The sequence below is a fragment of the Janthinobacterium sp. LM6 genome, assembly GCF_002002885.1.
GTDB lineage: Bacteria > Pseudomonadota > Gammaproteobacteria > Burkholderiales > Burkholderiaceae_D > Janthinobacterium > Janthinobacterium kumbetense.
On record NZ_CP019510.1, the window covers coordinates 5,062,073 to 5,088,642 of the forward strand.

At 62.4% G+C, this 26,570-nt stretch carries 25 protein-coding genes; 13 read left to right on the plus strand and 12 right to left on the minus strand.

Features of this window, described 5'->3' with window-relative positions; all coding sequences use genetic code 11:
- Positions 1-50 precede the first annotated feature (50 nt).
- From BZG29_RS22170 to BZG29_RS22180, 3 genes are all read left to right on the plus strand, one after another.
- Positions 51-335: a hypothetical protein gene (locus BZG29_RS22170; RefSeq protein WP_077407612.1), complete on the plus strand. Its 285-nt coding sequence runs from the start codon at positions 51-53 to the stop codon at positions 333-335.
- A gap of 44 nt (positions 336-379) precedes the next feature.
- Positions 380-1,276, plus strand: coding sequence for a MurR/RpiR family transcriptional regulator (locus tag BZG29_RS22175; protein WP_077407614.1), 897 nt, complete (start codon positions 380-382; stop codon positions 1,274-1,276).
- 83 nt (positions 1,277-1,359) lie between these two features.
- The gene (locus BZG29_RS22180; RefSeq protein ID WP_077407616.1) at positions 1,360-2,682 is read left to right on the plus strand and encodes an aspartate aminotransferase family protein; all 1,323 of its coding nucleotides are present in this window, start codon (positions 1,360-1,362) and stop codon (positions 2,680-2,682) included.
- Here the strand turns inward: BZG29_RS22180 and BZG29_RS22185 are convergent.
- The 3 genes from BZG29_RS22185 to BZG29_RS28250 all read right to left on the minus strand — a co-directional run bounded on the left by BZG29_RS22185 (position 2,679) and on the right by BZG29_RS28250 (position 4,276).
- On the minus strand, positions 2,679-2,942 hold the full coding sequence (locus BZG29_RS22185; RefSeq protein ID WP_077407618.1) for a PAAR domain-containing protein: 264 nt from the start codon (positions 2,940-2,942) through the stop codon (positions 2,679-2,681). The genes BZG29_RS22180 and BZG29_RS22185 overlap by 4 nt on opposite strands.
- 410 nt (positions 2,943-3,352) lie before the next feature.
- Complete coding sequence (locus tag BZG29_RS22190) at positions 3,353-3,916, minus strand: DUF3274 domain-containing protein (RefSeq protein ID WP_077407620.1); 564 nt, start codon at positions 3,914-3,916, stop codon at positions 3,353-3,355.
- Positions 3,917-4,123: 207 nt separating this feature from the next.
- Positions 4,124-4,276 carry a type VI secretion system baseplate subunit TssF gene (locus BZG29_RS28250; RefSeq protein WP_171985089.1) on the minus strand — a complete coding sequence of 51 codons (153 nt, stop codon included), beginning with the start codon at positions 4,274-4,276 and terminating at the stop codon, positions 4,124-4,126.
- A gap of 371 nt (positions 4,277-4,647) precedes the next feature.
- Here BZG29_RS28250 and BZG29_RS22195 point away from each other — a divergent pair, with 371 nt between their 5' ends.
- The 4 genes from BZG29_RS22195 (at position 4,648) to BZG29_RS22210 (ending at position 11,345) form a co-directional block, all read left to right on the plus strand.
- A complete protein-coding gene (locus tag BZG29_RS22195) occupies positions 4,648-6,813 on the plus strand; it encodes a serine/threonine-protein kinase (protein ID WP_171985090.1) in 2,166 nt (721 codons plus the stop codon).
- A complete protein-coding gene (locus BZG29_RS22200) occupies positions 6,810-7,367 on the plus strand; it encodes a hypothetical protein (protein WP_077407624.1) in 558 nt (185 codons plus the stop codon). Before BZG29_RS22195 ends, BZG29_RS22200 begins: the two co-directional genes overlap by 4 nt.
- A 244-nt stretch (positions 7,368-7,611) precedes the next feature.
- A complete protein-coding gene (gene mutS, locus BZG29_RS22205) occupies positions 7,612-10,314 on the plus strand; it encodes a DNA mismatch repair protein MutS (RefSeq protein WP_077407627.1) in 2,703 nt (900 codons plus the stop codon).
- Positions 10,311-11,345 carry a hypothetical protein gene (locus BZG29_RS22210; RefSeq protein ID WP_077407629.1) on the plus strand — a complete coding sequence of 345 codons (1,035 nt, stop codon included), beginning with the start codon at positions 10,311-10,313 and terminating at the stop codon, positions 11,343-11,345. Before mutS ends, BZG29_RS22210 begins: the two co-directional genes overlap by 4 nt.
- A 54-nt stretch (positions 11,346-11,399) precedes the next feature.
- Here BZG29_RS22210 and BZG29_RS22215 read toward each other — a convergent pair whose 3' ends face one another.
- Positions 11,400-11,945 (minus strand): peptidylprolyl isomerase, encoded by a 546-nt coding sequence (locus BZG29_RS22215; RefSeq protein WP_035821149.1) that lies wholly within the window; start codon positions 11,943-11,945, stop codon positions 11,400-11,402.
- Between the two features lie 93 nt (positions 11,946-12,038).
- Between BZG29_RS22215 and BZG29_RS22220 the strand changes: the two genes are divergently transcribed.
- A complete protein-coding gene (locus tag BZG29_RS22220; RefSeq protein WP_077407631.1) occupies positions 12,039-13,160 on the plus strand; it encodes a cupin domain-containing protein in 1,122 nt (373 codons plus the stop codon).
- A gap of 353 nt (positions 13,161-13,513) precedes the next feature.
- A complete protein-coding gene (locus BZG29_RS22225; RefSeq protein WP_077407633.1) occupies positions 13,514-13,771 on the plus strand; it encodes a hypothetical protein in 258 nt (85 codons plus the stop codon).
- 170 nt (positions 13,772-13,941) lie between these two features.
- Here BZG29_RS22225 and bamC read toward each other — a convergent pair whose 3' ends face one another.
- The 8 genes from bamC to BZG29_RS22265 all read right to left on the minus strand — a co-directional run bounded on the left by bamC (position 13,942) and on the right by BZG29_RS22265 (position 21,141).
- The gene (bamC, locus tag BZG29_RS22230) at positions 13,942-15,135 is read right to left on the minus strand and encodes an outer membrane protein assembly factor BamC (RefSeq protein ID WP_077407635.1); all 1,194 of its coding nucleotides are present in this window, start codon (positions 15,133-15,135) and stop codon (positions 13,942-13,944) included.
- A gap of 80 nt (positions 15,136-15,215) precedes the next feature.
- The gene (gene dapA / locus BZG29_RS22235; protein WP_077407638.1) at positions 15,216-16,094 is read right to left on the minus strand and encodes a 4-hydroxy-tetrahydrodipicolinate synthase; all 879 of its coding nucleotides are present in this window, start codon (positions 16,092-16,094) and stop codon (positions 15,216-15,218) included.
- A gap of 84 nt (positions 16,095-16,178) precedes the next feature.
- Positions 16,179-16,751, minus strand: a complete 573-nt coding sequence (locus BZG29_RS22240; protein ID WP_077409237.1) for a class I SAM-dependent methyltransferase — start codon at positions 16,749-16,751, stop codon at positions 16,179-16,181.
- A gap of 58 nt (positions 16,752-16,809) precedes the next feature.
- On the minus strand, positions 16,810-17,487 hold the full coding sequence (locus BZG29_RS22245) for a site-2 protease family protein (RefSeq protein WP_077407640.1): 678 nt from the start codon (positions 17,485-17,487) through the stop codon (positions 16,810-16,812).
- Between the two features lie 94 nt (positions 17,488-17,581).
- A complete protein-coding gene (locus BZG29_RS22250) occupies positions 17,582-18,205 on the minus strand; it encodes an L-threonylcarbamoyladenylate synthase (protein WP_077407642.1) in 624 nt (207 codons plus the stop codon).
- A 38-nt stretch (positions 18,206-18,243) separates the two neighbouring features.
- Positions 18,244-19,128, minus strand: coding sequence for a protease HtpX (gene htpX, locus BZG29_RS22255; RefSeq protein ID WP_077407644.1), 885 nt, complete (start codon positions 19,126-19,128; stop codon positions 18,244-18,246).
- 213 nt (positions 19,129-19,341) lie between these two features.
- The gene (locus BZG29_RS22260) at positions 19,342-20,175 is read right to left on the minus strand and encodes a 3',5'-nucleoside bisphosphate phosphatase (protein ID WP_077407646.1); all 834 of its coding nucleotides are present in this window, start codon (positions 20,173-20,175) and stop codon (positions 19,342-19,344) included.
- Positions 20,176-20,265: 90 nt separating this feature from the next.
- On the minus strand, positions 20,266-21,141 hold the full coding sequence (locus BZG29_RS22265; RefSeq protein ID WP_077407648.1) for an alpha/beta hydrolase: 876 nt from the start codon (positions 21,139-21,141) through the stop codon (positions 20,266-20,268).
- A gap of 206 nt (positions 21,142-21,347) precedes the next feature.
- Here BZG29_RS22265 and BZG29_RS22270 point away from each other — a divergent pair, with 206 nt between their 5' ends.
- The 4 genes from BZG29_RS22270 (at position 21,348) to BZG29_RS22285 (ending at position 26,562) form a co-directional block, all read left to right on the plus strand.
- Positions 21,348-21,872: a gamma carbonic anhydrase family protein gene (locus tag BZG29_RS22270; protein ID WP_070260363.1), complete on the plus strand. Its 525-nt coding sequence runs from the start codon at positions 21,348-21,350 to the stop codon at positions 21,870-21,872.
- Between the two features lie 4 nt (positions 21,873-21,876).
- Positions 21,877-22,857, plus strand: a complete 981-nt coding sequence (hslO, locus tag BZG29_RS22275) for an Hsp33 family molecular chaperone HslO (protein ID WP_077407650.1) — start codon at positions 21,877-21,879, stop codon at positions 22,855-22,857.
- Between the two features lie 151 nt (positions 22,858-23,008).
- A complete protein-coding gene (locus BZG29_RS22280; protein WP_253192675.1) occupies positions 23,009-25,420 on the plus strand; it encodes a TonB-dependent receptor in 2,412 nt (803 codons plus the stop codon).
- Complete coding sequence (locus BZG29_RS22285) at positions 25,420-26,562, plus strand: glycerophosphodiester phosphodiesterase (RefSeq protein WP_077407652.1); 1,143 nt, start codon at positions 25,420-25,422, stop codon at positions 26,560-26,562. Before BZG29_RS22280 ends, BZG29_RS22285 begins: the two co-directional genes overlap by 1 nt.
- Positions 26,563-26,570: the final 8 nt, after the last annotated feature.

Below are 26,570 nucleotides of genomic sequence, written 5' to 3' on the forward strand. Positions count from 1 at the left end.
GGGGCGCTTTTATGCTGGCAGCTTGACTAGCGAACCCGGCGGGGGACAGCATGCGCAATGCACGGCCCATCGATACCCAGTTATTTCAACCCGACATCCCGGTACGGCTCGACATGCGCACGGCGGCGCTGGTCGAACATGCGCTGGCCTTGCAGGAAATGGCCGGCACGGGCGCCGCTGCCCTGTTCCTGCACTGCCACGACGTGCCGCTGCCCACCGCCCTGCGCGTGCTGACGACGGGACCGCGCCGCAAACCGGCCGGGCCGCACCTGTTTGCCCGCCTGCGTCCACGCACGGCCGCCCGGGTGCAAGGCGCGCCGCTACCGGCGCGCTGACGAATCCTGTACCATCGCCGCAACCTATCAACTGAGGCACGGCGATGCAGGCAGCGACACCCCACGATTCCTATGCGGCACTGATGGACCTGATCAAGGCGCGCCATGCGCAGCTGAGCCCGCAATTCCAGGCCGGCGCCCGCTACCTGGCCGACCACCCGGACGAAGTGGCCGTCTCGTCGATGCGCAGCATCGCCGCGCGGGCGCAGGTGCAATCGGCCGCCCTCGTGCGCCTGGCGCAGCAACTGGGCTTTGCCGGCTGGCCCGAACTGAAAGCCATCTTCGTCGAGCGCCTGCGCGCGGGGCCAAGCGGCTACGCGGCAAAAGCCGGCGCTCTGGCCGGCAAAGAGGGGAAAGAGCGCGACCTGGTCACCGAAGTGTTCACTGTGCAGCAGCGCAACCTGGCAGCCACGGAAAGCGCCAACCACGCCGCCCTGGATGCGGCCGCCAATCTGCTGCAGGCGGCGCCCCGCGTGCACGTGGCCGGCTTTCGCGCCGCCCACCCGATCGCCTACACCCTGCACTACCTGTACCGGCTGCTGCGCCCCAGCGTGCAGCTGCTGAGCGGCCAGGGCGGCACCCTGGAGATGGACTTGCGCGCCCTGCAGGCGAACGAAGCCGTCGTCGTCGTCAGCTTCGCGCCGTATTCGAGCGAAGCGCTGCTGGTGGCGCAGGCGGCGCGCCAGGCGGGCTGCCGGGTGGTCGCCATCAGCGACAGCGCCATGTCGCCGCTGGCCCTGCAGGCCGACGCCAGCATCGTCATCGCCGTCGACAGCCCCTCGTTCTTCCCCTCCATCGTGGCCGGCGTCGCGGCCGTGGAAAGCCTGGTGGAATTGCTGGTGGCGCGCGCGGGCCCCGATGCCGTCACGGCCATCGGCGCGGCGGAAAAACAATTGCGGGCGCTGGGCGCCTACGCAAAAACATCAAATGATGTAAACTAAAAACAAATACACCAAACGTTGCAATACAGCGCAACGCATCCTATAATCGGCCATTCCCTCCTTGCCGATAAGAAAGCGATGCCATGAGCCATGTCTTCCACCGCAGCTTGACCGCCAGCTATCCCGTCGCCACGGGCGGCGACGGCCCTTACCTGATCGATGCGGCTGGCAAGCGCTACCTCGATGCCTGCGGCGGCGCGGCCGTCTCTTGCCTCGGCCATTCCGATGCGGCCGTCATCGCCGCCGTGCAGCAGCAGGTGGCCAGCATGGCGTATGCGCACAGCTCGTTCTTTACCACCGAGCCGATGGAGCAGCTGGCCGATTTCCTCGTCGCCAGGGCGCCAGCCGGCATCGACAGCGTGTATTTCGTCTCGGGCGGTTCGGAAGCGGTGGAAAGCGCGCTGAAAATGGCGCGCCAGTATTTCGTCGAACGGGGCCAGCCGCAGCGCCGCCACGTCATCGCGCGCCGCCAGAGCTATCACGGCAACACTTTGGGCGCGCTGGCCACGGGCGGCAACGCCTGGCGGCGCCAGCAGTTCGAACCGCTGCTGATCGGCGTGACCCACGTGTCGCCCTGCTACGCCTGGCGCGACCAGGCAGCCCATGAAACGGACGGCGACTACGTGGCCCGATTGGGGCAGGAACTGGAAGACCATATCGCCGCACTGGGCGCGGAGAACGTCATGGCCTTCATCGCCGAACCCGTCGTCGGCGCCACGGCCGGCGCCCTGCCCGCCGTCGCCGGCTATTTTGCGCGCATGCGCGCCATCTGCCAGCGCCACGGCATCCTGCTGATCCTCGACGAAGTCATGTGCGGCATGGGGCGCACGGGCAGCCTGTTCGCCTGCGAGCAGGAAGGCGTCACGGCCGACCTGATCTGCATCGCCAAGGGCCTGGGTGCCGGCTACCAACCCATCGGCGCCGTGATGGTATCGCAGGACATCCGCGACACGATTCGCGCCGGCACGGGTTTCTTCCAGCACGGCCACACGTACATCGGCCACGCCACGGCCTGCGCCGCCGCGCTGGCCGTGCAGCGGCAGATCGAGGAACGCGATCTGCTGGCCAATGTGCGCGCCATGGGCCGCTTGCTGCAAAAGCGGCTGCAGCAGCGCTTCGACGGCCATGCGCACGTGGGCGACATCCGCGGCCGCGGCCTGTTCCTGGGCCTGGAACTGGTGCAGGAGCGCGCCACCAAGCAGCCGTTCGACCCGGCCCGCCGCCTGCACGCGCGCATCAAGGCGCACGCCATGCAAAACGGACTGATATGCTACCCCATGGGCGGCACCATCGACGGCCTGCACGGCGACCACATCCTGCTGGCGCCGCCCTACATCATCGACGCCGGCCATGTCGACGAAATCGTCGACAAGCTGGGCGCGGCCATCGACACGAGCCTGGCCTAAGCGCGCCCGCTGTTGCCCACGGTGGACATCAGGCTGGCGCCGCAGCTGGTCTTGTGCCCGTCAAACGCCACGGGCACGCCGTCGATCAGTACCTGCGGATCGCCCTCGGCGATCACACAGCGCACGTGCCCCTTGACCGGGCACACACAAGGATCGCCCTTGCGCGCCACAGCCACGCCCAGCACCGTGCTGTTCGGCGCCGCCCCCACCACCTTGCCGCCGTGGCTGGTGGGATCGTTCAAGCGGATTACGCCACGCATGCTCTTCTCCTTGAATAGGTCAAACGCCTCATTGCGAGAACCCCTGGTAATACTCTGGCGCAGGATGGTAAAAATGCGATGGACATAGTTCTGTACGAAGGCGGCGGACTCCACCGGATCAAGCTTATCTTCAGGAAGCGCATATAATCCTTACGCTGCAAGGGATTCAACCATTGCAAGCCAACTACTTGAGCCATGTATGGCTGCCGATTAACCTCAGGTGTAGCGCTGGAGGTACTGCTCAAGGTAGCAGGCGATGATCGCAAATGTGAACAAGCGGCCAGCAGGAATACGACCAGAAATCCGAGGGACACATAAAGAAAAATAGTTTTGAACATGCTCAATGCTCCATCTATAAAAAGGCTGTTGCAGAAGGATCTGCTCTATACAAACCGGTAAATCGCATGACATCAATCGTGAGCCAGTTCTCCAGACGTAGGCCGGGGATCCCGCGCAGGGTTTTCACGTATGTCGATAATTTTTTCAGGAAGACTGGCTTCTTCAGACTCTTTTACCCACACTGAGGCAGTCATCTTTTTACGTGTCGCCTTGTCAAAGTACTCTTCAAAGCTCTTCGCCGGATCAGTTTTATTCAATGCCCCCAACAACCTCCAATCCGCCGCCACCCTCAACCTGCGCAGCTGATCCGGCTTGATGCGGCACACGCCCACCGCCACGTCATACGCGAGCGCCCGCTCTGCGTGCATGGGGTTGGTCAGGATGGTGGAGTGGTCGGTGGCGTAGGCACCCGCCTGGCTGGACATCATTTCCCCGATGCGCGTGCTGCGCCATTGCTGGTAGGCGGCGTCTGGCGTGGCGTTGGGCATTTCCTGCTGGACTTCCTGGCCGGCCAGACTTTTCCCCTCCCGCACTGCCTGGGCGCGTATCACCGCGCGCTGCTCGAATCGCAGGCGCGATTCGCCGGGCGGATCGTAGCCTTCGTCGAATTCCTCGCTTGTCTGGCCAAAGCGCAAGGACTGCGCGCCAGGCCCGTTGCCACGATAGACAAGGGTGCAAACCTGACCGTCTGGATGGTGGAAAAGGCGCCCTGGCTGGCCTCGACGCCCTGCTTGATGGAATACGACGCATATTTCTGCGCCGGAAACCAGAAGTCCTTGCCCCCCGGCGTGGGTTTGCGCCAGTGATCGCTCCAGTAGTGATAGCTGCCCTGCTTGCCCACCTCATGCGCGCCAAGTGCGGAGATCGTGGGTGGTACCCATGTCGCCCCCCACGATGTCCAGCGCGCCCGCGATGGCCGGATAGCGCCGGGCAAACGCCTGGTTGTGTGCCAAGGTGCCCAGTTCGCGCTCGTAGTATTGCAGCAACTCGTCCATGTCCGCTCCCATCGCCCGACCCGCAGATGCCGGTACGGCCCCGTCTGCATTATTGATGAAGCGGGAGGGAGGAAAATTGAGTTTGAACAAGATTGCGCGCATGCGTCAGCAAGGAGTGCCTTCCTGGCGCAGGTAAAGCAGCTTTTGTTCACTCCTTGTCAATATTAATTGACTTATTCGAAACAATCGTTTTAAATCAGGAAGTTACTCAAAATCAATCATCTTGCGCATTCCAACATCGCATTGACCCTCTCGATGCTGGACGCCCACGCTGATGCACTCTGAAGCCAAGGTATATGGAACTGCTCGACTCCCTGCGTCAGCCCCCGCCGCAAGACGACACGATCAGCGGGCACTATGAAGTGCGCCGCTTGCTGGGCGAAGGCGGTTTCGGCCATGTATTCGAAGCCTGGGATGCCAAGCTGTGCCGTAGCGTGGCGCTGAAGCGGCTGAAACCGCAAGCCGACGTGCTGCATCCGGAAAAACTCATCAATGAAGCGCGCCTGGCCGCTTCGCTCAAGCATGCCGCCTTCGTGCGCATCTTCGCCATCGAGGGCCAGGGCACAAGCCAATCCATCGTCATGGAACTGGTCGAAGGCCAGACCCTGGGACAATTCATGCACAGCGGCAAGGCCGACTTGCAGGGGGCGCTCGACATCGCCTACCAGATCGCCGACGCCATGGACGAGGCGCACGCCATGGACTTGGTCCACGGCGACCTGAAACCGTCGAACCTGATGCTGGAGGCGGACAGCAAGGTGCGCATCCTCGACTTCGGCCTGGCCCGTCACATCGACCCGCAAGCGACGCAAACGACCACCCTGTGCGACTTGCAGGGCACCATCGCCTACATGGCGCCCGAACGGCTGATGGGCCGCCTGCCCGACACGCGCGGCGACGTGTATGCCTTGGGCGCCATGCTGTACGAAATGCTGGCCGGCCAGCGCCACTTCGCCCACCTGAACGGCCTGGCCCTGGCCGCCGCCCACATGCAGGCGACGGAACCGTGGCCCGACCTGCCGGATACGGTGCCGCCCGCCATCAACGCCCTCGTGCGCGCGATGACGGCGCACGACCCGGCCGAACGGCCACGCACCATGCGCGACGTGCGCGAGGCGATCGGGGCGCAGCGCGGCGAACCGCTCAACCTGGCCACGCCCCTTGCCGACGAGACGCCGGCGAAGGAAGAACCGCCCGCCAGCGTCTCCATCCGCCTGCCCCTGCCCCGCAAGCGCACCCTGCAATGGGGCGCAGGCGTGGCGCTGCTGGCGGTACTGGCGGGATGGCAGCTGCCCAATATCCTTCCTGCCGTCAAGTCGTTCGTCACGGGTGAAAAAGCGCCCGCGCCGTATTCGGAAATGGCCAGCATGGCGGCGGGAATGGAAGCGTTGCGCATGCTCGATCAAGATAGCAGCAAGACGCTGGCCATTGAGCATTTCAGTGCCATCCTTAAACACAATCCAGAGCATGCTGCTGCAAATGCCGGCCTGTCGCTGGCTTTCACGTTGCGCTATATTGGTGGTGGCCGCGATGAAACCTGGCTGCAACGCGCGGACATCGCGGCAAAACAGGCATTGGCAGCCGACGATCAGCTGGCGCTTGCCCATGTGGCACAGGCCTGGGTTCTGGAATATCAAGGCAAACGCCCCCAAGCGATGCAGGAAATCACGGCAGCCTTGAACCTTGAACCAAACAATCTGCTGGGCATGTATGGTAAGGCGCGCCTACTCATCCATGCACAAAAATTTGACCTGGCTCAGGAAGTGCTTGGCAAGGCCATCGCGCTATATCCCCGTGATCGCCCTTTCATTTCCATCCTGGGCAAGCTGCACTATAACCTTGGTAATTACACGGAAGCTGAAAAGCTCTTTCGGACAGCCATACAGATGGACCCGGATGTGGCCAATTCCTATGCCCAACTCAGCGGCACACTTGACCGTCTGAATCGCAATGACGAAGCCCTGCAAGTTCTGCAGCAAGGATTGCAGGTGCATCCCGACTGGGAACTGTATACCAACCTTGGCAATGCCCTGTTTAATCGAGGCGACTATCTGGGAGCAGTGCAGGCATTTAAAAATGCCGTCTCAGAAACTAAAGGCAGTCCCGGTAACTACCTGCTATGGGCGAACCTGGCGGATGCCCAGCGGTGGGTGCCCGGACAGATTGAGTTGTCACGCGATTCTTACCGGCGCGCAATTACGCTGATTCAAGTGATGCTACGCCACTCGCCAGACGACCCAAAAATCAATTCGCGGTTGGCACTCTATTCAGCCTATGCAGGCTCGCAAGACGACGCACTGAAGCACGTAGCGCAAGCTGTCCGGCTTGCTCCCACATTACCAGACATCCATTTCAGGGCCGCACTGACCTATGAACTGATAGGCAAGCGCAATGAAGCGATGGCGGCATTGAAACAAGCCATAGAACGCGGCTACCCCCTCAACCTGATCGAGTCCGCTCCCGATCTGTTGACACTACGGCGAGATGCTCGCTATCAGAAATTACTTATTAATATGGAAAGAAATCAGAAAACATGACGTATGAAAAACCCTGGATGAAGTTATCGGTCCACTTTGATGCAGACCAGATCACCAACCAACTCGACTATGCATTTACATCCTGCGACGGCAGCGCAGACCCGCGCCACGGCCCCTACATGGGTGGCATACACTTCCAGCAGGGCCAGCACGTCTATCTGGAAGTCAATTGCTGTGGCAGCAAAGACAGTGGTTTCACTTCCTTCCAGATCGTCGATTGCTGCCTGATCAGCGTCCCCCAGCTGACCCAAATCGGTCCAGATGTGCCCACGCGCTACTCGTTGCCGTCGCCCTTTCTGCAAGCCGCTGGCGCCACCTATCAGCTGCCCCTCGATTTCGATTCCCATTTGCTGCCGCCAGACCCTGCCCTGCCCGATCTGCGCCGCATCCGCCAGGAATGGAAACACAACCTTGACGTGGGTCAGAGCAAGGGTCGCTGGGAACTCTCGTTCGTACTGACCGTGCGCATCATTCGAGGCGAGCAAGACCTCCCGGAACTGCGCGTCTTCAGTTTTGATCCGGAAGCATCGATCGGTGGCCACACCGATACGTAATCCGTACAGCCACCGACGGACACTTTTCGAACAACAGTAAGTGCTACCGGATATACAAGCCGCGCCTCCACCAGCGCGGCTTTTTCACATCCGCACGCAATACGCCGCCCCGTCCGCCGAAAGCGGTAAAATGACGGCCTTGAACCCAAGCTCCGCCCCCTGGCGCGGCCTTGAACGCACACAGCACCACCCACAGCCCGGCAGGCACGCACTTCCTGGCCGCCGGACCAACGACAAAGAACACATGACCACCGTCCCAAAAGAAATCAACGCCGCCGCGGCAAAGAAGAATTCCGCTGAAAAGCTTACGCCAATGATGCAACAATATCTTGGCATTAAGGAAAACCACCCGACGATGTTGGTGTTCTACCGCATGGGCGATTTCTACGAGCTGTTTTTCGAGGATGCGGAAAAAGCCTCGCGCCTGCTGGGCATTACCCTGACGGCGCGCGGCGTGGCCAGCGGCAACCCGATTAAAATGTGCGGCGTGCCGTTTCACTCGCTCGACGGCTACCTGGCCAAGCTGGTCAAGCTGGGCGAGTCGGTGGCCATTTGCGAGCAGATCGGCGATCCGGCCACCAGCAAGGGTCCCGTCGAGCGCAAGGTCATGCGCGTCGTCACGCCGGGCACCCTGACGGATGCGGACTTGCTGCCGGAAAAGGCCGAGCGCCCGCTGCTGGCCATGTGCAGCATCACGCAGCGCAAGACGGTGACGACGGGCCTGGCCTGGCTGTCGCTGGCCAGCGGCGCCTTGAAACTGATGGAATTTTCCGGCGACAGCACCACCGTGGCGGCGCGCCTGCAGCAGGAACTGGAACGCATCGTGCCGGCGGAAATTCTCAGCGGCGACAACGGCAACCTGTTCGACGACTACGCGGGCACGCACATCAACCGCGTGCCGGACTGGCATTTCGACGTGGTCGGCGGCCACAAGGCCTTGCTCGACCAGTTGGGCGTGGCGACCTTGACGGGTTTTGGCGCCGACGGCCTCGGCGCCGCGTTCGGCGCGGCCGGCGCGCTGCTGCGCTATGCGCAATCGACGCAGGGACGCGGCTTGCAGCACGTGCGCTCCTTGACGACGGAAACGGAAAGCGAATTCATCGGCCTGGACGCGGCCACGCGCCGCAACCTGGAATTGACGGAAACCATCCGCGGCCAGGAATCGCCGACATTATTTTCCCTGCTGGATCATTGCCGCACGGCCATGGGTTCGCGCATGCTGCGCCACTGGCTGCACCATGCCCGGCGCGACCAGAACGTGGCGCGCGCGCGCCATGAAGCCATCGCCGCGCTGGCGCAAAGCGAAGCGGCCGGTCCGCTCGCCGCCACGCTGGCGCAAGTGCCCGACATCGAACGCATCACCACGCGCATCGCGCTGCTGTCGGCGCGTCCGCGCGACCTGGCCGCCCTGCGCGACGGCTTGCTGCAACTGCCGGCCCTGCGCGGCGACGTCGTGCGCTGCTACAGGGGTGACCAATGCGGCCAGGATGGCGAAAGCGGTTTGCTGGCCGCCATCCACGCGGCCCTGTCCACGCCGACCGCCTGCCTGGACTTGCTGGTGCGCGCCGTGGCGCAGGAACCGGCCGCCATGGTGCGCGACGGCGGCGTCTTCGCCACCGGCTTCGACGCCGAACTGGACGAATTGCGCGCGCTGTCGGAAAACGCGGGCCAGTTCCTGCTCGACCTGGAAACGCGCGAACGCGCACGCACGGGCATCGCCAACCTGCGCGTCGAATACAACAAGGTGCACGGCTTCTATATTGAAGTCACGCACGGCCAGACGGACAAGGTGCCGGACGACTACCGCCGCCGCCAGACCCTGAAGAACGCCGAGCGCTACATCACGCCCGAACTGAAAGTGTTCGAAGACAAGGCCCTGTCCGCGCAAGACAAGGCCCTGGTGCGCGAAAAACTGCTGTACGACCTGCTGCTGGCCGAACTGGCGCCGCACATCGGCACCCTGCAGACCATTTCGCAGGGCCTGGCCCAGCTCGACACCCTGAACGCGCTGACGGAACACGCGCAGCAGCACAACTGGGCCGCGCCGCAACTGGTCGACGAGCCGTGCATCAACATCGTCGAAGGCCGCCACCCCGTGGTGGAAAAGCAGATCGAGCGCTTCATCGCCAACGATTGCCGCTTCGTCAACGAACGCCGCCTGCTCCTGATTACCGGTCCGAACATGGGCGGTAAATCGACCTTCATGCGCCAGGTGGCATTGATCACCCTGCTGGCCTACGTGGGCAGCTACGTGCCGGCCGCGTCCGCCACCATCGGCCCCATCGACCGCATCTTCACGCGCATCGGCGCCACCGACGACCTGGCGGGCGGACGCTCGACCTTCATGGTCGAAATGACGGAGTCGGCAGCGATTTTGAACGGCGCCACCGAACACTCGCTGGTGCTGATGGATGAAGTGGGCCGCGGCACCTCCACCTTCGACGGCCTGGCCCTGGCGTGGGCCATCGCGCGCCATCTGATCGACACCAGCCGTAGTTTCACCCTGTTTGCCACGCACTACTTTGAGCTGACGCAATTGCCGGACAGTCATCCGAGCGCCGCCAACGTGCATTTGTCCGCCGTCGAGCACAAGGACAGCATCGTCTTCCTGCACGCCGTGCAGGCCGGTCCCGCCTCGCAAAGCTATGGCTTGCAGGTGGCGCAGCTGGCCGGCGTGCCGCAGCCCGTGATCAAGGCCGCGCGCAAGCACCTGGCGCGCCTGGAAGCGCAGGCGCTCGACGCCACGCCGCAGCGCGACCTGTTCGCCGCCCCGGCCGCCGATCCGTATGCGCAAGAGGAAGAAGAGGCAGCGGCGGCGCCGCTGGCCGCGCTCAATGAAGCGCAACAAGCCTTGCTCGACGCCATCGCCGACCTCGATCCCGACGCGCTCACGCCGCGCGATGCGCTGGAGCAGCTGTATCAATTGAAACGGCTGGCCGCCGCATGACCTGCCGGCGCAGCTCGATACGCCTGCTGGCCGCCGGCTTGCTCGCTGCCAGCCTGCCATGGCAAGCGCTGGCCGCCCCGGGCGACCAGGCCGGCTTCGAGTTTGCCGTACTGGGCCACTCCTTCAACGCGGGGCCGGACGATGGTCCCCTGAAAAAAGCCATCGCGGAAACGAGCGCCTTCAATGCGTCGTTCGTCGTGGCCACCGGCATCAAGGCGGCCAGCGAATCGTGCAGCGACAAGCTGTATGGCCAGCGCAAGGATGTGCTCGACGCCAGCGGCCCGCCGCTGATCGTCTCGCTGTCGGCCAGCGACTGGGCCAACTGCCGCAATTCGCGCGGCAGGGTCAACGCCATCGAACGCCTGAACCGCTTGCGCGACGTATATTTCGCCGATGACCAGAGCCTGGGCCAGCACAAGCTGACCCTGTCGCGCCTGTCGTCGACGGCGAAATTCCGCAGTTATGCGGAAAATGCCCACTGGGAATACGGCGGCGTGCTGTTTGCCACCGTGAATCTGCCGGCCAACAACAACCATTTCCTGCCGGAAGCGGGACGCAACAGCGAATTCGAAGACCGCCTGGTCGCCAACCGTTCCTGGCTGCAGAGATTGTTCGCCATGGCGCAGCGCAAGCAGCTCGACGGCATCGTGCTGTTTTCCGATGGCGACGTGGGCGTGCTCGATGAAGACGACAATTCGCTGCTGCCCAGCTTCAGTTCGAAACAGGATGGCTTTGCCGGACCGCGCAAGCAGATCCGCACCCTGGCGAAGAAGTTCAGCGGCAAGGTGTTATTGGTCGATACGCAGCGCGATGGCGCCGCGGATGGCAAGGAGGGAAAAAGTAAAAAGGCCGCAGCCAGGGCAGGCGGGCCGAAAATCAGCTGGAAAGGCAACCTGGGCCACGTCAGCATCGACAACGACTGGTCCGCCATCGCCGTACGGCCCGGCAAGACGCCATTCTTTGAGGTACGTCAACGCGCTACCCGCCCATCGGCACAAGCGCGGGCCAAGGCGTCGACGCTACGCCGTTAATAACAGCGGTACAAATGAACAGGCCGGCATATAGCCGGCCTGGAACAAGCGGTATTAGTGAATCGGATGCGTGCGGAAGTGATCGCCTTCGTCACCTTCATCTTCATCATCGCCATGGTCATGGCCGTGTGCGCCATGCACGTGGCCATGGGCGATTTCTTCTTCGGTGGCTTCGCGCACGTCGGCGACGGTCAGCGAGAAGCGCAGCGCGATGCCGGCCAGTGGATGGTTGCCGTCCAGCACGACTTTGTCGTCGGCGATATCGGTGACCGTGAAGATCATCGCTTCTTCGTCCGGCGAATCGCTTTCCGGCATGCCTTCGAACTGCATGCCCACTTCCAGCGGCTCAGGCAGGCGATTGCGCGGCTCGACCTTCACCAGGGCTGGATCGTATTCACCGAAAGCATCATCCGGTTCGATCTGGATCGTGTTGGAATAGCCAACTTCCTTGCCGTCGAGCTCTTCTTCGATCTTCGGCAGGGTGTTTTCATAATCACCGTGCAGGTAGACCATCGGCTGACGGCCGTCTTCGATCAGATTGTCTTGCGCGTCTGACAGTTTGTAGTTGACAGTCACGACCGTATTTTTGGCAATCTTCATTATGCTTCCTTTCATTGTATAAGCTGGCAAATTATACCTTCACGCCGCCGACGGCAGGCGCATTCCTGCATTTCCGGTTGTTATAATGGGCGCATGAAAACATTAACTCTCCTCGGCGATATCACGCCGGCGCAATTCCTGCGCGACTACTGGCATAAAAAACCCTTGTTGATCCGTCAAGCCGTGCCTGGCTTCAAGGCGCTGTTCGATTTCAAGGCCCTGGCCGAGCTGGCTACCCTCGACCACGTCGAATCGCGCCTGGTCAGCCATGCGGATGGCCACTGGAACATGCAGCAAGGCCCTTTGAACAGCCTGCCCTCGCTGAAACAGAAGGAATGGACCCTGCTGGTGCAGGGCGCCAACCTGCACAGCGCCAAGGCCGACGCCCTGCTGCGCCAGTTCCGCTTCCTGCCGGACGCGCGCCTGGACGACCTGATGGTCAGCTTTGCCACCGATGGCGGCGGCGTGGGCCCGCATTTCGATTCCTATGACGTATTCCTGCTGCAAGGCCAGGGCAAGCGCCACTGGCGCATCGGCGCGCAGAAAGACCTGAGCCTGATCGACGGCTTGCCGCTGAAAATCCTCAGCAACTTCACGCCCGATGAAGAATTCACGCTGGAACCGGGCGACATGCTGTATCTGCCGCCCCACTACGCGCACGACGGCGTGGCCATCGGCGATTGCCAGACGTATTCGATCGGCTTCCGCTCGCCCACGTTCCAGGAGCTGGGCGAAGCGTTCCTGCAATTCATGGCCGACTCGATCGACTTGCCGGGCATTTACAGCGATCCGGACTTGAAAGCGTCGGGCAAACCGGCGGAAATCCCCCGTGAAATGCTCAGCACCATCGCGGAAGAAATGAACAAGGTGCGCTTCACGGAAGAAGACGTGACCATTTTCCTGGGCGAACACCTGTCGGAACCGAAGCACAATGTATTTTTCACGCCGCTGTCCAAGCCGCTGACGGTAGGCCGCTTCGCGGACGCCGCACAGAAAAAGGGTGTCGTGTTGTCGCGCAAGACCCTGATGCTGTATCGTGGCAAGAATGTCTTCATCAATGGCGAATCGTTCGCCATTGGCAAGGCCGATAAAGCGGCCCTGGAAACCCTGGCCAACGAACGCGCCCTCGATGGCGCCGCCGTGGCCCAGGCTTCCGATGACGTGATGGATGCGTTATATACGTGGTATCAGGATGGCTGGATCGAACTGGCTTGAATGGGGGTGTCGTAGCAAAGTGGTATTACAGTAGTTAAAATAGCAGCATCTGCGCCAGCGCAATGAAACATATTATTTTTATATCGTTTTGTCGCGCTTTCGCAAATCGCTTACACTTGCTTGCAATTTGCTTCGGCAAATATTGCGATATCACAAAATAGTTGCGAATTTGCCTCTTGCTCCTATTGCGACGCACCAAAAATCGCTATAATATTCGGTTAGGAAGTTTCCGTTGTCTGGCAGGCACCACCTGGTACGAAAAGCCTTCGAAGACGACCTAACGAGCGATAATTACCGGTAATTATTCATCGCAACAATATTGATTTATTTTTTGAAATAATTAAGGAAAACAAATGAAAAAATCCCTGCTGATCGCCTCCCTGATGGTTGTTGCTCTGGCTGCTTGCAGCAAAAAAGAAGAAGCTCCTGCACCAGCACCAGTAGTTGAAACCCCAGCACCAGCACCAGCAGTTGAAGCTGCTCCAGCAGCAGCTGCTGCTGACGCTGCTGCTTCGGCCGCTACCGACGCTGCTGCTGCTGCTTCGGCTGCCGCTTCGGCCGCTACCGACGCTGCTTCGGCTGCTTCGGCTGCTGCATCGGCTGCTAAGTAATTTAGCACCCTGCACTAGGAAAAGCCGACCTTCGGGTCGGCTTTTTTGCGTCCGGCGTTTTATCCGCAGGATAAAGGCCGGACGCAGGCAATAAAAAAGGCTGCGCCGGTTTCCCGGATCAGCCTTTTTTATTGCGCGGCAGGTTGTGATACCCGCCGCAAATGTACCGATTACTTCAGCTGCTCGTTCAGCAAGCCCAGGATCTTCTCGGCCACTGGCGAGACGTCGGGCTGGCCTTCGTTGCTGAGAATGCTGACCAGGCTGGTCGAACCATTGCCGGCCTTGACCAGGACGCGGTAGCGCTGCGCTTCCTTGTCCTTTTCGGACGACGAACCCCAGCTGAACAGTTTCGAGAAGAAACCATCTTTCTTGACCGCGTCCGGATCGACGTAACGCACGAAATACGTGCCTTGCGTGCGGTCGCGGTCTTCCACGGTGAAGCCGACGCGGTCCAGCGCCAGGCCGACACGGCGCCAGGCGCGGTCGAAACCCTCGTCGACTTCGATGGCGCGCGCCGGCGTGGCGGCATCGCCCACCAGCTTGGCGTGCAGCGGCTGCACGATGGCGCCATCAACGGCTGTCTTCGCCTGCGCTTCGTCGCTGGCCGCGCCCAGGCGCGTCATCAGCTTGGCCAGGAATTGCGCCTCCAGGCCCGGATCGTTGGGACGCGCGGTCCAGGTGGTGGTTTCCTTGTCGCGGCCCGTGACGACCTCTTCCACGCCACGGTGGCTGATGTAGATCTCGGTCGAACCATCGGCCAGACGCTCCACGCGGGTGCGGAACTTGTCTTTTTCACCAGTCGAGTACATCGAATCGAAGGCCTTGCCGATGGTGTTGCGGATAAAGTCTTGCGGCAGCTTGGCGCGGTTTTCGTTCCACTCGGTTTCCATGATGCCAGCCGTCGGCTGGTCGATGGCGACGGTAAAGCCCGAATCTTCCCAGAATTGCTTGAGTTGCGGCCACAGCACTTCAGGCGACTGCTTGACGACCAGCCAGCGCTGGTTGCCCGCGCGCTCGACCTTCACGCCACCGGCCGTGACGGGCACGACACCCACCACGCCGTCGGCGCCCACGATGACGGGCGTGCCGGCCGTGGCGTTGCGCTGCGCGTTGTAGCCGGAAGCCGTGGCCACGCCGTTTTTCGAATCCGGCAAGGAATAACGGTTGTCCTGCTGCAATTGCGTCAGGTCAGGCGGCACGTCCAGGGTGCTGGCTTTCTTGACCGACTTGTAGTCGACCTTGTCGCCGCCGACTACCGAACTGATCATGCCGCAGCCCGCGAGGCTGGCTGCGACGGCGCCGATGACGATGCCGCGGACGGCGATGGTGGCAGGCGCCGGTTTGGTTTTCTTGCAATTAGTCATGTCGTAACTGGATAAGAAGCTAAGTAGCAGCTGGAATCAGGAAAGGTCCGGACTGGTCAAGCCCGGGCTTGAAGTTCGGCTTAGGACAGGATGCCAGCGTCGCGCAAGGCATCGCGTACGGTGGCATGGCAATTTTCAGCCAGCGGCACCAGCGGCAAGCGTATGCCGGCCGGCATCAGGCCCATTTCGGCCAGCGCCCATTTGACGGGCACCGGGTTGGGCTCGACAAACAATTTCTGGTGCAAAGGAAAAACTTTGTTATTGATGGCAATCGCCGTGGTGCGCTCGCCCGCCATGGCCGCCACGCACATGTCATGCATGGCGCGCGGCGCGACGTTGGCCGTCACGGAGATGTTGCCGTGGCCGCCGCAGAACATCAGCGCCATGGCCGTCGGATCGTCGCCCGAATACACGGCGAAGTCCGCTGGAACCAGGCGCAGCAGGTCGATGCCGCGGCCGATATTGCCGGTCGCATCTTTCACACCGACGATATTCGGGATGGCGGACAGGCGCACGATGGTCTCGTTGCTCATGTCGGCAACCGTGCGGCCAGGCACGTTGTACAGGATGACGGGAATGTCGACGGCTTCGGCGATGGCCTTGAAGTGCTGGTACATGCCTTCCTGGGTAGGACGGTTGTAGTACGGCACCACTTGCAAGACAGCATCGGCGCCCGCTTCTTTCGCGTAGCGCGTCAGTTTGATGGCCTCGGCCGTGGAGTTGCCTCCGGCGCCGGCGATGATAGGAATGCGTCCCTTGGCATGTTCGACGGTCAACTGGATCAGTTCGCAGTGTTCTTCCACGCTGACTGTTGCCGATTCGCCCGTCGTGCCAACGATGACGATGCCGTCCGTACCCTCGGCGATATGCCAGTCGATCAGCTTGCGCAGACCTGGAAAGTCCAGACTGCCGTCTGCGTGCATCGGGGTGACGATTGCTACAATGCTGCCCTTGATCATAGTAAGTTTATAGCGCCGATAAATAAAACAACGATTGTAGCGGATAGCCCGCGCCTGTGGTGCATTCTGACATAGTATGGCCGCTCAAAACGTCGGCAGCAGGGCTGCCAACCGTGGAAAATCCGGCCGGACGGCACAAATTCGTTGCACCAGAGCAGCTTTTGGCTGTTCCACGCGCCCATCCTCATACGCTACCACACGCAAGCCGTGCTGCACCGCCCAGGTCAGCATTTCGCCTTCCTTCAGCAGGAATTTCGGATTCGACGGCTTGCCGAACTGCTCATTTCCCTCGGCAAACGTTTCGTACAGCAACACGCCATCGGGCGCCAGGCTGGCCACCATGGCTTCCAGCAGCGGCCGGTGCAGATAATTGGTGACGACGATGCCGGCAAAGCGGCCGGGAGCGAAAGGCCACACGGCGCCCGGCGCTTCCAGGTCCACCAGCGAGGTGGTGATGCCCGTGCCGGCCGCCTTTTCCAGCATTTCCGGATCATGGTCGAGCGCGATCACGGGGTGGCCCAGGCTCACCAGGTGGCGCGCGTGGCGGCCGGCGCCGCAGGCCAGGTCCAGCACTTCGCCGCCCGGGATCAGGGGCGCCCAGCGGCGCAGCCAGCCGGAAATCGCTTCGGCTTCTAGTATTGGTTCAGTTACTTGCATCGGTACTTCCATCAATTATTTACGACCATCCAGTTGCCTGTCGTACATCCAGCTTATCTCACGTCAACAGGGCCGTCAGGGGCGTGACCAGGGTGACAAACATGCCGATGACAAATTCGATCGCCGCCAGCAAGGCACGGTTCAGGATGCCCGTGTACATCAGCAGCACCAGGGCGCCGAAGACATACAGGCTGTAGCGCTCAATGCTGGCGTACGGGCGCGCCAGTTGCATCGGCAGCAAGCCCGTCATGATGCGCCCGCCATCAAGGGGCGGCACGGGAATCAGGTTAAAGACGAACATGGCCGCATTCACGCTGACGCCGGCGCCCGCCATCTTGCGGAAAAACATGCCCATTTCCGTCGGCGGCAGGACGCTGAGCACGACAAAGGCGATCATCCAGCCCAGGCCCATGACGAAATTGGCGCCAGGCCCGGCAAACGCCACCCAGGCCATCTGCTTCTTCGGATTGCGCAGGCGGCTGAAATCGACGGGCACCGGCTTGGCATAGCCGAACGGCACCTGGATGGTGAAATACAGCATCAAGGGCAGCAAGATCGTGCCGAAAGGATCGATATGCCGGATGGGATTGAGGCTCAGCCTGCCCTCGTTCGAGGCCGTGGGATCGCCGAAATAGCGGGCCGCGTAGCCGTGCGCCGCCTCATGCAGGGAAATGGCAAACAGCACCGGCACCAGGTAGACCGCAACGGTCTGGACTATCGTATTGAAATCGCTCATGACCGCGATTCTACCAGAGCAGTCCCGGCCCCTTTCTTACGTTGTCATTAAGAACAGATGAAGAACTGCGCCGCAACGGCCGCGCCATGTCCCTCTACAAGCCCAGCACGGCCGGGTCGCCCCGTCCCACGCGCACCACTTCCGGCTCAGGCCCCGTCAGGTCGATCACGGTGCTGGGGCCATGCGCGCAGACGCCGCCGTCGACGATCAGGTCGACCAGCTTTTCCAGCCGTTCGCGGATCGTGTCGGCATCCGTCAGGCTGTCTTCGTCGCCCGGCAAGGTCAATGTCGCGCCCAGCAGCGGCTGGCCCAGCTCTTCCAGCAGGCATTGCACGATGCGGTGCTGCGGCACGCGCAGGCCGATGGTCTTGCGCGAAGGATGGCTGAGGCGGCGCGGCACTTCCTTCGTCGCTTCCAGGATGAAGGTGTAGGCGCCCGGCGTGGCCGCCTTGAGCAGGCGGAACTGGCGGTTGTCCACGCGGGCATACACGCCCAGTTCGCTCAAGTCGCGGCACAGCAAGGTTAAATGGTGCTTTTCATCCACGCCACGGATGCGGCGCAGGCGCTCGACGGCGCCCTTGTCGTCGAGCTGGCACACCAGCGCGTAGCAGGAATCGGTGGGCAAGGCCACCACGCCGCCGGACTGGATGATCTGCGCCGCCTGCTTGATCAGGCGCAATTGCGGATTGTCGGGGTGAATATGAAAAAATTGACTCATGTGTCAGCGTTCTGGCGAACCAGCTTGTTAAGTTAGCATTATTGTACGCCGCGCAGCGCGGCGATGCGTTGTTCGAGCGGCGGATGGGTGGCGAACAGCGCGCCCCAGCCGCCATTGCCGCCGCTGATGCCCAGCGCCTGCATCGATTGCGGCAGCTCGCCCGGCGGCACGCCGCCCAGGCGGGCCAGCGCATGCATCATCGGCGTGGGGCTGCCCAGCAGCTTGGCGGAACCGGCGTCGGCGCGGAATTCGCGCTGGCGCGAGAACCAGGCCACGATGATGGAAGCGAGCAAGCCGAAGATCACTTCGCACACCATCACGGTCACAAAGTAACCGATGCCGCGTCCGCCGCCTTCGCGGTTGTTATTTTTCAACAGGACATTATCGACAAAGAAACCCACCACGCGGGCCATGAAGACGACGAAGGTATTCACCACGCCCTGGATCAGGGTCAGGGTGACCATGTCGCCATTCGCGACGTGGGCGATCTCGTGGCCCAGCACGGCTTCCACTTCATCGCGGTTCATGCTTTGCAGCAAGCCCGTGGACACGGCCACCAGCGCCGAATTCTTGAAGGCGCCCGTGGCAAACGCATTCGCGTCGCCCTCGTACACGGCCACTTCCGGCATGCCGATGCCGGCCCGCTCGGACAGGGCGCGCACGGTATTGACCAGCCACAATTCCGTCGACGAGGTCGGGTTGTCGATCACGCGCGCGCCCGTGCTCCACTTGGCCATGGGTTTGCTGATCAACAGGGAAAAGATCGACCCTGTAAAACCCACCACCAGCGAAAACACCAGCAGGCTGCCCAGGTTCAGGCTGCTGCCGCGCGCCGGATTGCCCACGCCCAGCAAACTGAGCACGAGCGACAGCACCAGCATCACGGCCAGGTTGGTTGCAATAAACAGGACGATACGTTTCATGGGCGATGGCTCCGGATGACTATGTATAACAAGAATAACAAAAAGATATGCACGCAAACGCAGATTTCAAGCAGCGACACGACGGCGCATCGGCAGCCAGGAAAATCGTCGCGAGCGGCAGTGATTTGTGGCCGAGAAGCGCAACCGTACTGGAGTACGGTGAGCATCGCCGGCCGCAAAGCGCGCCGCGCAGCAGATTTGCCTGGCTGCCAGCTAAAACCAGTCGTGCCAGATGGGCGTGACGTTGGCTGGCAACGGCGGCAGCATGGCAAAATCCACGCGCGACTCGCCCGGCGCATGGAAATCCGTGCCGCGCGAGGCGAGGAAGCCGTAGGCATTGGCCAACTGCGCGTATTCCGGATACTGGTCTGGACTGTGGCTGCCCGTGACGACTTCGATGGCCACGCCGCCGAGTTGCTTGAACTCATCGAACAGCACGCCTTGCGCCATGTCGCTGAAGCGGTAGCGGCCCGGATGGGCGATGACGGCCACGCCGCCCGCGCCGCGGATCCAGCCGACCGCTTCGGCCAGGGTGGCCCAGCGGTGCTCGACGTAGCCCGGCTTGCCTTCCGACAGGTATTTCTTGAACACGTCGGGGATATTCGCGCATTTGCCCGTTTCCACGATGTAACGGGCAAAGTGCGTGCGCGACATCAGGTCCGGGTTGCCGACGAATTTCAAGGCCCCTTCATAGGCGTCGGGGATGCCGGCCAGGTCCAGCTGGCGGGCGATTTCGCGGCCGCGCGCGTCGCGCCCCGAACGCGTGCGGTGCAAGCCCTGCACGAGACCCGGATTGTTTTCATCGACTTGCAAGCCGACGATGTGCACGGTTTCGCCGGCCCACGTGATGGAAATTTCCACGCCGGCCACGAAGCGCATGCCCAGGTCCAGCGCGGCCGTGCGCGCGGCGGCGACGCCGGACACTTCATCGTGATCCGTCAGCGCCCACACGTCCACGCCCGCCTTGCGCGCGTAAGCGGCCACGGCGGCAGGTGACAGCACGCCGTCGGAGATATTCGAATGACAATGCAGGTCGACTTTAAGCATGTGAAAACAATACCCTGCACGGGCTCAGCATGGAAGAAGTTTTCATTGTACGCTGCTTGGCCAATCGCGCTGCAGCGTTCCCGACACACATCAGGCCAAAAAGGCTTCCACCAGCCGCGCCAATGCCGCTGGCTGATCATGATGCAGCATGTGGCCCGCATCCGCCATCATCTCGCAGCGCACATCCTTGATGCAGGCCAAACGCCGGTCGATTTCAATGCGCGCTTCTTCCTTTGGCCCCATCCACTGCCACATATTCGTACCATCGGCCTCCACCCACAGCACGGGCGCCGTGATGCGGCGCCAGCACGCCATCACTTCTTCCACCTGGTACAGGATGGGATTGACGCGCTTGTGCCGCGGGTCGCCGAGGATGTCCCACTCGCCCGCCTCGTTCCGTGCCGACCAGTGTTCGGCCAGAAAGGCCGCGCGCTCGTCCGGCAGGCGCGGATTGGTCTTTTGCAGGCGCTCGGCCACGGCGCGCTGCGAAGGGTAGCTGCGCATGGCGGGCGGCTCGCGCAATTCGTCCAGCCACTTGGCGTAGCGGGCCGGCGCCTGCTCCGGCTGCGTTGCCATCATGCCGAAGCCTTCCAGGTTGATGAAGCGGCTGATGCGCTCCGGGCGCACGCCCGCGTACAGGCCGGCCACGTTGGCGCCCATGCTGTGGCCCAGCAGGTTGACGGGTAGGTCCGGCGAATAGTGCAGCAGCATGGCGTCCAGGTCGGCCAGGTAGTCGGGGAACCAGTAGGTGTCCGATTGCGTGTAGTCGCTGAGGCCAAAGCCGCGCCAGTCGGGCGCGATCACGTGCCAGTCGCCTTGCAACTCGTCGACGACGAACTGGAATGAGGCGGCCACGTCCATCCAGCCGTGCACCATGAACAGGATGGGCGCGCCTACACGGCCCCAATGGCGCACATGCGTACGGGCGCCGCGGATGTTGATGAATTCGGAACGGGAAAGTTTCATGGGTTTCATCGGATGCCTGCCTTGAAAGTGGCGCGGATGGCGCCACATGCTGTGTCTGTAGATAGGGTGCGCATAAAAGTACGACCGTTCGATAATTATACCGGATTAGCGGCCGGCGCTCGGACTTGCCCTGCAACAGCGTAAAATAGCGCAAAACTTCCGCGTCCGGCCGTGCCCGGCGCTTCCACCACCGCCACAGGCTAACGATGACACTCTACCAATTGGGCGCCGATGCGCCGCTGATTGATGCTTCCGCTTTTGTTGCCGACACGGCCAACGTGATCGGCAAGGTGACCCTGGAAGCGAATACGTCCGTATGGTTCGGCGCCACGATCCGCGGCGACAACGAACGCATCACCGTGGGCGCCAACAGCAATGTGCAGGAAGGCGCCGTGCTGCACACGGATCCGGGCTACCCGCTGGACATCGGCCGGAACGTGACCATCGGCCACCAGGCGATGTTGCATGGCTGCACGATCGGCGATGGCGCCCTGGTCGGCATCCAGGCCGTGATCCTGAACGGCGCGAAGATCGGCAAGAACTGCCTGGTCGGCGCGGGTGCGCTGGTCACGGAAGGCAAGGAATTTCCCGACAATATGCTGATCATCGGCTCACCGGCGAAAGCCGTGCGGGCCCTGACGGCAGACGATATCACCAGGCTACAAGGCAACGCCGTGAACTATGTGCAACGCGGCCAGCTATTTAATACGCAACTCAAGAAGATTGGATAAGAGAATGACGACTGAAACCACGGGCGCAATCAGCGCAGCCCTTACCGGCCAGGATACCCTGCAAAAATTTATTTTCGACAACGCCGCCGTGCGCGGCCAGTTCATCGACGTTTCGACCACCTGGCAGGAAGTGGTGTCGCGCCACGCCTACCCGACGGCCGTGAAAAAAGTGCTGGGCGAAATGGTGGCCGCCGCCGCCCTGCTGTCGGCCAACCTGAAATTCAACGGCTCCATCATCATGCAGATCCATGGCGACGGCCCCGTGCGCCTGATGGTGGTCGAGTGCGACTCCGACCTGCGCCTGCGCGCCACGGCCAAGCTGGACCCGGACGCCACGATTCCCGACGTGGCCACCGTGCCGCAATTGCTCAACGCCACAGGCAAGGGCCGCTTCATCATCACCCTGGATCCGGCCGACAAGGTGCCGGGCCAGCAACCGTACCAGGGCATCGTGCCGCTGGACGGCGACGACATGGCCACCGTGATCGAAAACTACATGTTGCGCTCGGAACAGCTCGACACGCGCCTGTGGCTGGCCACGGACGACAGCGTCTCGCGCGGCCTGCTGCTGCAAAAGCTGCCCCACCACGGCGGCAAGGCCGAAGCGACGCCCGTGTCGGAAGAAGACGCGCTGGACACGTGGAACCGCGCCGTGATGCTGGCGTCGACCCTGAAAGAGGCGGAAATCCTGTCGACGGACATCGATACCCTGATGCAGCGCTTGTTCTGGGAAGAAACAATCCGCGTCTTCGACCCGCTGCACCCGAGCTTCCATTGCACTTGCACGCGCGAAAAAGTGGGCAATATGCTCAAGATGCTGGGCGAGGAAGAAGTCAACAGCACCCTGGAAGAAGTAGGCCAGGTGGGCGTGAACTGCGACTTCTGCGGCCAGCACTATGAATTCGACAAGGTCGATTGCGCACAGCTGTTCATTACCGATGCGCCGGCCGAAGTCTTGATTCCGCCAGCCGCCAGCATCAACTAAGCATTACAGTTTCGCAATGAATCCGCCGCGCCGCCCTTGAGGCGGCGCAATTGTTTCCACTGTCATCGTTCCGTCATCAGTTCGTCATCAGCCCGTCACGCGCCGCCGTTACGCTGCGCAGCTTGTATTACTTCCTACTTTCCACAGGCTGATGATGAATACCCACTTGACGCTGGCCCTGCGCCGCCATTCCTTTCATGTGTTGCTGGGCGCCTGCGCCGCAGGCTTGAGCCTGCCGGCCCTGGCGCAAACGGCCGTGGCCGCCGCCGTGGCATCCGCCGCCACCGACATGGCCGCCCCTGCCCCCGCTGCCGACGACAATGCACCGATGGCCACCGTGGAGATTTCCTCGCGCAAGACGCGTTCTTCGGTTGCCCTGAGCAAGAATGAAATCCAGAAAATCCTGCCCGGCACGAATCCCTTGAAAGCCCTGCAAACCTTGCCCGGCGTCAGCTTCCAGACGGCCGACCCGTGGGGCAACAACGAGCAGAACCTGTCGCTGTTCGTGCATGGTTTTTCCGGCCAGCAACTCGGCTACACCATGGACGGCGTGCCGCTGGGCGACCAGCAGTACGGCAACTACAACGGCCTGTCGCCGCAGCGCGCCGTGATCAGCGAAAACGTGCGCAGCGTCGTGCTGTCCTCGGGCGCGGGCGACCTGGCCACGGCCTCGACCAGCAACCTGGGCGGCACCATCGAAACCTATTCCAGCGACCCGCTGGCCACGCAGGGCGCCAGCGTGCAGCAAACGGTGGGCAGCCACCGCACCTCGCGCACGTTTGCCCGCTATGACACGGGCGCCTTCGGCGATGGCAGCAGCGCCTATTTTTCCATCCTGCACCATGAAGCGCGCGCCTGGGACTTCGATGCGCGCCAGGGCGGCGACCAGTTCAACGCCAAATACGTCAACCGCAGCGAGGCGGGCAAGCTGACCCTGTTCTTCAATTACTCGGACAAGATCGAGCCGAACGAAGACAGCACCGTGCACGTGGCCGGCGAGACGAGCGCGCCCTACACGCGCCCCTTCCTGTATCCGGACTTCAAGGCGGCGCTGAATTACCTGTCGCCCACGGGCGCCACGCCTGCCGCGGACGGCAACAATTACCGCAACTACTACAGCGATGCGCAGCGCACCGATTACCTGGCCTACGCCAAGTTCGACGCCAACTTGTCCGAAGGCATGACCTGGGCTAACCAGGTGTATTACCACAAGGATGACGGCGCGGGCGTGGTGGCCGGCCCCATCGGCGTGGCCGGCTTGCCGGGCCTGTTCAGCGTGTATTACCCGAAACAGAACCTGAAACAGGTGTTCGGCAACTCGGGCTACGCCGTGCGCACGACGGAATACGACATCAAGCGGGGCGGCTTCCTTTCCACCCTGCGCAAGGAAATCGGCAATCACCAGCTGGAAGCGGGCCTGTGGCTGGAACAGAACCGCTCGTCCGCCTACCGCCGCTGGTATGCGCTCGACGTCAACAACCCGACGTCGCCGTACGACCGCCCCAGCAATCCTTTGATCACGCAGTACGGCAGCGAGATCGACAACAAGGTGGTGCAGCTGCACTTGCAGGATGAATGGCGCATCCGCCCCGATATCGCCCTGCAAGCCGGTTTCAAGTCCAGCCTGCAGTTTGCCGACGGCCAATTCCCCGTGCAGCCGGCCAAGGGCGCCATCGCCGGCGGCTCCACGGCCTTGCCGGTCGGCACCATCAACACGAAAAAATGGTTCTTGCCGCAAGTGGGCGCGCGCTGGGATTTCACGCCGCAAGACCAGCTGTACTTCAACATCCAGAAAAACATGCGCCAGTTCGTCACCTATGGCGGCGGCGGCGCCTCGCCCTGGAGCCTGTCGAGCCAGGCCGCCTTCGACCTGTTCAAGCGCGACGCCAAGCCGGAAACGGCCCTCACCTATGAAGTGGGCGTGCGCGGCAGCCACCCATTGAACCTGGGCGCCATCACGGCCATCGATGGCCAAGTCAATGTATACCACGTCGATTTCAGCAACCGTTTGCTGCAGATCAGCCCCACGCCCGTGATTTCCTCCATCATTGGCGGCAACCCCGTGCTGGCCAACGTGGGCAGCGTGCGCACGGACGGCATCGATATCGCGGGCACTGTTCACTTCGGCAACAATTTCTCGTTCTACAATGCCCTGTCGTACAACCGCTCGCAGTACGCGGACAATTACAACAATGGCGCCGCGCTGGTCTTGACGGCGGGCAAGAACGTGCCGGGCTCGCCTGAATGGCTGAACAAGTTTGTTGCTTCCGCCACGGTTGGCGATATCGAAGTGCAGCTGACGGGAGACTATGTGGGCAAGCGCTACGCGACGTACACCAACGATCTGTCGGTCCCCAGCTATTTCCTGATGGGCCTGGGCGTGTCGGGCAAGCTGCCGGCCATGGCCGGCTGGCTGAAGAATCCGCGCTGGAGAGTCAACGTCAGCAACCTGGCCAACCGCGAAGGCGCGCTGAACGTGGTCGTGGGCGCGGCCGACAAGACGTACAACACCTTCCCGATCGCCCCGCGCCAGGGCTTTTTGACCCTGACGGCGGATTTCTAATGCGCGCGCCGCAGCTCGCCCCGGTGTTGCCGCAACGGCACTTTTCGCGCCGCAGCTTCGTCCAGGCGGCCGTCGGCGGCCTGGCCCTGGCCGCCGCGCCCGGCTTCGCGGCCGGCCTGCTGGAGACAAAACCGGCGCGTCCGCTGGTGTTCGCCCACCGCGGCGCCAGCGCCCTGCGCCCAGAACACACGCTGGCGTCGTACGCCAAGGCCATCCTCGACGGCGCCGACTACGTCGAGCCGGACCTGGTGGCCACGCGCGACGGCATTCTCGTGGCCCGCCACGAAAGCAACCTGATCGACACCACCGACGTGGCGCGCCGTCCCGAGTTTGCGAGCCGGCGCGGCAAGAAGATGGTCGACGGCGAGTGGCACGAAGGCTGGTTCGTCGACGACTTCACCCTGGCGGAACTGAAAACCCTGCGCGCCATCGAACGGCTGCCGAAAGTACGTACCGGCAACACCTTGTACGATGGACAATTCCAGATCCCCACGTGGGAAGAAATCATCGATTTTGTTGCAGCGCAATCGGCCGCCAGCGGACGCATCATCGGCCTCGTGCCGGAGCTGAAAAGTTCCACGTATTTCCGCGATGCTGGCCTGGCGCTGGAAGACCGTTTCCTGTCGACCCTGCTGGCGCACGAGTACACGCGCCGCGCGCCGATAGAGATCCAGTCCTTCGAAGTGGCCAATTTGAAATACCTGCGCGAGAAGCTGGGACGGCGCGCCAACGTGCGCCTGATGCAGCTGGTGGTGGGCGGCGATATCCGTCCGATGGACGTGGCCAAGGCGGGCGGCAAGCTGACGTTCGGGCAGATGACAACGCCGGCCGGCCTGCGCGACATCGCCGCCTACGCGGACGTGGTGGCGCCGCCAACGCGAGGCGTCATCGCGCTGGGCGCCGACCAGCGCCTGGCCAAGCCCACCGCCATCGTCGACGATGCGCACCAGGCAGGCTTACTGCTGCACACGTGGACCTTCCGCCCGGAAAACCGTTTCCTGGCGGCCGACTTCCGCGACGGCAATGGAGAAAACGCGCGCAACGAAGCGGGATCCGTGGCGGAAATGCGGCGCTACATCGAGACGGGACTCGACGGCTTTTTCAGCGACGATCCCGGTTTGGGACGCATCGCCGCGGGATAAACATTTGG